This window comes from Mesorhizobium sp. M7A.F.Ca.AU.001.01.1.1 (assembly GCF_004022735.1).
Classification (GTDB): Bacteria; Pseudomonadota; Alphaproteobacteria; order Rhizobiales; family Rhizobiaceae; genus Mesorhizobium; species Mesorhizobium ciceri.
On the sequence record NZ_RZPF01000495.1, the window covers coordinates 1 to 5,117 of the forward strand.

A 5,117-nucleotide genomic window follows, 5' to 3' on the forward strand; every position below is an offset into this window, starting at 1 on the left:
GCACGATAAAGCAGGTCGCGGCGATCGCGCTGAATCCTGGCTGGTGCTTGATGGAAAAGTTCTTAGCCATGACGCACCCCCGACTTGCCGGCATTGCGCACATAGGCAAGCAGCGCCACCATGACGATGATCATGACGGCGATCGACAGCGCCGAGCCGAGTGGCCAGTTGCGGCCCTGCCCGAACTGCAATTCGATCAGGTTGGACAGCATCATGTTCTTGCCGCCGCCAAGCACGCTCGGCGTCACATAGGCGCCAAGCGCTGGAATGAAGACCAGGATGGAGCCGGCGATGACGCCCGGCTTGACCATCGGAAAGATAATCCGCCGCAGCACCTGGAAGCGCGTGGCGTAAAGGTCGTAGCCCGCCTCGACCAGCCGGAAATCCAGCTTTTCCATGCTGGCGTAGATCGGCAGCACCATCAGCGGCAGGTAGACATAGGCCATGCCGATCAGGATCGCCGTGTCGGTGTAGAGGATCTGGATCGGCGCCGAGATGATGCCGAGCTTGAGCAGCATTGTGTTGATGATGCCTTCGTTGCGGATGATCTGCAGCACTGCGAAGGTGCGGATCAAAAGGTTGGTCCAGAACGGAATGGTGATCAGGAACAGCCAGAGATCGCGGGTCTTTTCGCTGCGCGTCGCCATGAAATAGGCGGTCGGGAAACCAAGCACCAAGGTGGCGATCGTCGTCACCACCGAGAGCTTGATCGAGCGCAGGAAGATGGTGACGTGGGCGGCGGCGATCGAAAGCGTGTCGTCGAAGATATCGCGTTCCAGAAACACCGCTATCCAGGCTTCCGGCGAGAACTGCCACTTCACGTCGCCATAGGAGCCTGGCGTCAGGAACGAGTACACGAGCACGATCAGCAAAGGGCCGGTCGCGGCGAGGAAAATGACCAGCAGCGCTGGTGCTGACAAAAGCCAGCGGTCACGGACATCGCGCCGCTCCGCTGCCTTGGCGACTTCTTCCGCGGTCGCCATCGTCAGTCCTTCAGGACCTGGGCGGCATCGCTGCCGATGAGGATGCCGACCGCGTCGCCCTTCTCGAAACCGCAGCCCGCGCTGCGCGTGTTCTGCTGGCGTACGGTGAAGAGTTCGCCGCTGTCGAGATGAACATGGATGTGGGTGTCGGTACCGAAATAGACGATATTATCGACCCTCCCCGACAGTTCGCCCTTGGCCTTGGTCAGCTTGGCGTGTTCAGGCCGAACCACGACCGTGGCATTGGGCTTGGGCTGGAAACCCTGGGCCACGGTCGCCTCGATGGTCGCACCGGACTTGAGCGTGGCGCGCGCCTTGCCGTTGGCCATCTCGCTGATGGCGGCCGTCAGGAAGTTGGTTTCACCGATAAAGTCGGCGACGAAGCGTTCGGCCGGCTTGTCGTAGATATCCCAGGGCGAACCGACCTGGAGGATCTTGCCCGATGACATGACCGCGATGCGGTCGGACATGGTCAGCGCTTCTTCCTGGTCGTGGGTGACGAAGATGAAGGTGATGCCGGTCTCGTGCTGCAGCCGCTTCAACTCGATCTGCATCTCCTTGCGCAGCTTGTAGTCGAGCGCCGACAGTGGCTCGTCGAGCAAAAGCACCTTCGGCTGCGGTGCCAAGGCGCGGGCCAAGGCCACGCGCTGCTGCTGGCCGCCGGAGATCTGGCTGGTGCGACGACCGGCGAGTGCCTCCATCTTGACCAGCTTCAGCATCTCGGCGACGCGCGCCTTGATCTCGGCCTTCGGCTTACCCAGCATTTCCAGGCCAAAGCCGATATTGTCGGCGACCGTCATGTGCGGGAACAGCGCATAGGATTGGAAAACGGTGTTGACCGGCCGTTTGAAGGGTGGCAGCGGCGCGATGTCCTGGCCGTAGAGCAGGATTTCACCGGCGGTTGGAAAATCGAAGCCGGCGATCAGCCTGAGCAACGTCGTCTTGCCGCAGCCGGATGGCCCCAGCAACGTGAAGAATTCGTTCTCGCGGATAGATACCGAGACCGTGTCGAGGGCAGCCACCTGCCCCTCACCTGATCCGAAAATTTTGCTGACGTTTACTACTTCAATCGCATTCCGATCCGGTTTGTCCGGCACGATTACGCCTCACTGTTGACCCCGCTCTTGCTGGCGGAGCTCTTCCCCTGTTCGATGTGACCACATGGCCGGTGGGTTGGCAAGCCCGGCATTGGGTCACAGTTCAGTCAGTCATTGAGGCCTGCAAGCCCCATGCCATAGTCAGGCCTGATAGGTGATCTTGCCGCCGCAAATCGTCGTCACCGGCCGCACCTTGTGCAGATCGGCCGGGGCGGTGTTCTCGATATCCATCGACAAAACCACCAGATCGGCCATGTAGCCCGATCTCAGCGTACCCTTGCGGTGCTCGGCGAATTCGGCGTAGGCGCCCTCGATCGTGTAACCGGCGATCGCTTCATGCAGCGAGAAACTCTGGTCCGGGTCGCTTTCTGCCCATGGTTTGCGCAACACTGCCGCCTGAATGCCCAGGATCGGATCGATCGGCGACACCGGCCAATCGGATGCGAAGACGACATGCGCGCCGGCATCCTTCAAGGTCCGCCAGGCATAGCTCAGCGGCCAGCGTGCCGGCCCGATGCGCGACACCGTCGGCTCCAGCGGAAAATCCATGGCGCCGGGCGGATGCGGCGGTTGCATGGAAGCAATGACGCCGAGTTCTGCGAAACGCGGCACATCCGATGTGGTGGTGACCTCGATGTGCTCGACCCGGTGACGGCTGTCGCGCTTGCCGTTCGCCTTCTGCGCCGCCTCATAACCGTCCAGCACCGCGCGCACCGCGCCGTCGCCGATCGAGTGCACCGCGATCTGCAGCCCGCGCCTGTCGGCCGCGACGGCCAGATCGATGAATTGTTGCGGCGTGAACAGCGGCTCGCCCACCCAGTCGGGCCGGTCGGCGTATGGCTCGACCATGACAGCTGTCCAGGAATCGAGCACCCCGTCGTAGAACACCTTGACCATGCCCGACGACAGCCATTCGCTGTTGTAGCTTTCGGCCATATCAGATGCCTTGTCGAGCATGTCGAGCGTCATGAAATTCTTGTAGTGGAACGGGATCTTGACGCGGCAGGGCAAGCCTTCCTCGGCTTCGATCTCGGCCAGCAGCTCAAGCTGATAGAGGTTGCCGTCCATGTTCTGGATCGAGGTGATGCCGTGGCGGGCGCACCAGGCGAGCCCGCGCCGCATGATGTCGCGGTCGGCGTCCCGCTCGGCCGCCGTCGGCATCGGGTCCGGCTCGCCGCCGGTCGACAGCCCCAGCCGCACCCGGCTTTCGCCGGCAAGGTCGAGCACCGGGCCAAAGGCCTCGCCTTCGCGCAATTCGCCGGCGGCCAGTCCATCGTCACCCATGACAATCTCATTGCCAGGGCCGAGCGTACGCCCCTGCAGGATGCCGGCCATTTCCAACGCCTTGGTGTTGGCCCACATGGTGTGATGGTCTGGCGCCGCCATGCAGAACGGACGATCGGGCAAAATGGCGTCGAGGTGATGGCGCGTCACGCGCTCGCTGCCGAGCACGGTGTAGTCGACGCCTTGGCCGACCAGCATCTTCGCGTCGGGCCGGGTAGGCGCATAGTCGCGGATCGCCTTCTGCAGCGCCTCGAAGCCATGTATACCGGTGAGTTGAAGGTGGGCAAGTTCAGCCCCGCCCGAAAACAGATGCATGTGGGCTTCGATGAAACCCGGCAGGACGGAGCCGCCCTTGGCGTCGATTACCTTGGTGGCCGGTCCCTTGAACTCTTCGATGGAGGCGCGGCTGCCGATGGCGATGATTGCGCCGTCCTTGACGGCGACGGCCTCGGCGGTGGGATTGTCGTCGTCGATGGTCAGTACACGACCATTGATGACGATCAGATCCGCATTGTGACCTGCACCTGTGACAGACATCGCGACTCCGCGCTTTTGACGACTGACTGAGACCGACAACCTCTTGGCCAACGACCTGCCACTCCACCGGAGCGGCGCCATGGGACGAAAAAGAATGCCAGCGCGCTGTCTTGGAAATTCCCCTTGTCATCCCAAGAGGCAGCGTGGATAAAGAATGCGACTGATTATTCGCGTTTGTCAACATACCGAATCTGGAATGTATCGTGGACAGCAAGCTCCCACCATGTTGAGACCGGGCGGGGAACGAGGACATCGGACGGTGAAGCGCAGTCTCGACCGCAAAAGCAGGATAGCGCTCGAACCGCGCAAACAGCCGCGGCAAAAACGCTCCAGCAAGGTGGTCGACCGGATTCTCGACGCAGCGCTGGTCTTGACGCGGGAGCAAGGAACCAAGACGCCGACGACGCTGGCCATTGCGCAGCGCGCAGGCTTGTCGGTTGGTTCGATCTACCAATACTTTCCCAACAAGGAAGCCATTCTTCTGGACCTCGCCCGGCGCTGGCTGTCATCCTTTCCCGAGGTGATCGCCAAGCGTATCAAGGTCGCCCCGCCCACCAACCGTGAAGAGTTTCGGCAGGAAGTGCGCAAGCTCTTCATCGACACGTCCAGACTCTACCTCGAAAACGCCAGCCTGATGCCGGTGATCGAGGCCATTTCAGGCAACGCCGACCTCAGGCCGATCCAGAACGAATATGACGAGCAGATCATCGCGCTCTACGCCGCATGGCTGCAGCATGTGAACCCGGCGCTTGAAGACAATGTCGCCAGCCGGCTCGGCGTGCTGATGATGGACGTCGGGCACGCCTGCCGGCTTGTCGGGCTGAAAAGAGACCGCAAGACATACGACCTCATCGAGGACGATGTGGAAAGAATGTGGCTCGCTCTGGTGAGCCCTTATCTCAATCTTGAATCTTGACTGATTTCGCACTTCGAGAGGAATTTATGAAGACTGTTTTCTCCCCCCTTCACGCCGGCCATGCCGGTCAAATGGAACTGGTCACATCAGCCATCGTGCCGGGTTTCGAGAAGCCATCGAGGGCCGAATTCATCAAGGCGCGGGTCGAAAGCGAGAAACTGGGTCCCATCATCGCGCCGCACGAACATGACCTCGCCGCCGCCAAGCGCATCCACAAATCAGACTATATCGACTTTCTCCCGACGGTCTGGCCGCAATGGCTGGAAGCAGGTCTCACAGGCACGGCGATGCCCTTCACAT

The 5,117-nt window shown here is 61.4% G+C and carries 4 protein-coding genes and 1 pseudogene; 2 read left to right on the forward strand and 3 right to left on the reverse strand.

What is annotated here, in order from left to right:
- Positions 1-62: 62 nt before the first annotated feature.
- From EN884_RS25305 to EN884_RS25315, 3 genes are all read right to left on the reverse strand, one after another.
- The gene (locus EN884_RS25305) at positions 63-983 is read right to left on the reverse strand and encodes an ABC transporter permease (RefSeq protein ID WP_013529815.1); all 921 of its coding nucleotides are present in this window, start codon (positions 981-983) and stop codon (positions 63-65) included.
- A 2-nt stretch (positions 984-985) separates the two neighbouring features.
- Positions 986-2,080 (reverse strand): ABC transporter ATP-binding protein, encoded by a 1,095-nt coding sequence (locus EN884_RS25310; protein WP_013529814.1) that lies wholly within the window; start codon positions 2,078-2,080, stop codon positions 986-988.
- Positions 2,081-2,221: 141 nt separating this feature from the next.
- The gene (locus EN884_RS25315) at positions 2,222-3,901 is read right to left on the reverse strand and encodes an amidohydrolase (protein WP_027161443.1); all 1,680 of its coding nucleotides are present in this window, start codon (positions 3,899-3,901) and stop codon (positions 2,222-2,224) included.
- A 154-nt stretch (positions 3,902-4,055) separates the two neighbouring features.
- Between EN884_RS25315 and EN884_RS25320 the strand changes: the two genes are divergently transcribed.
- Both EN884_RS25320 and EN884_RS25325 read left to right on the forward strand, forming a co-directional pair.
- On the forward strand, positions 4,056-4,817 hold the full coding sequence (locus EN884_RS25320; protein WP_244514233.1) for a TetR/AcrR family transcriptional regulator: 762 nt from the start codon (positions 4,056-4,058) through the stop codon (positions 4,815-4,817).
- 26 nt (positions 4,818-4,843) lie between these two features.
- Positions 4,844-5,117, forward strand: a pseudogene (locus tag EN884_RS25325) (histone deacetylase family protein); the annotation flags it as partial.

What these genes read in the sequence shown, in the direction of transcription:
- EN884_RS25305 (WP_013529815.1), bottom strand. Translation starts at nt 983, where the DNA reads ATGGCGACCGCGGAAGAAGTCGCCAAGGCAGCGGAGCGGCGCGATGTC.
- EN884_RS25315 (WP_027161443.1), bottom strand. Translation starts at nt 3,901, where the DNA reads ATGTCTGTCACAGGTGCAGGTCACAATGCGGATCTGATCGTCATCAAT.
- EN884_RS25320 (WP_244514233.1), top strand. Translation starts at nt 4,056, where the DNA reads ATGCGACTGATTATTCGCGTTTGTCAACATACCGAATCTGGAATGTAT.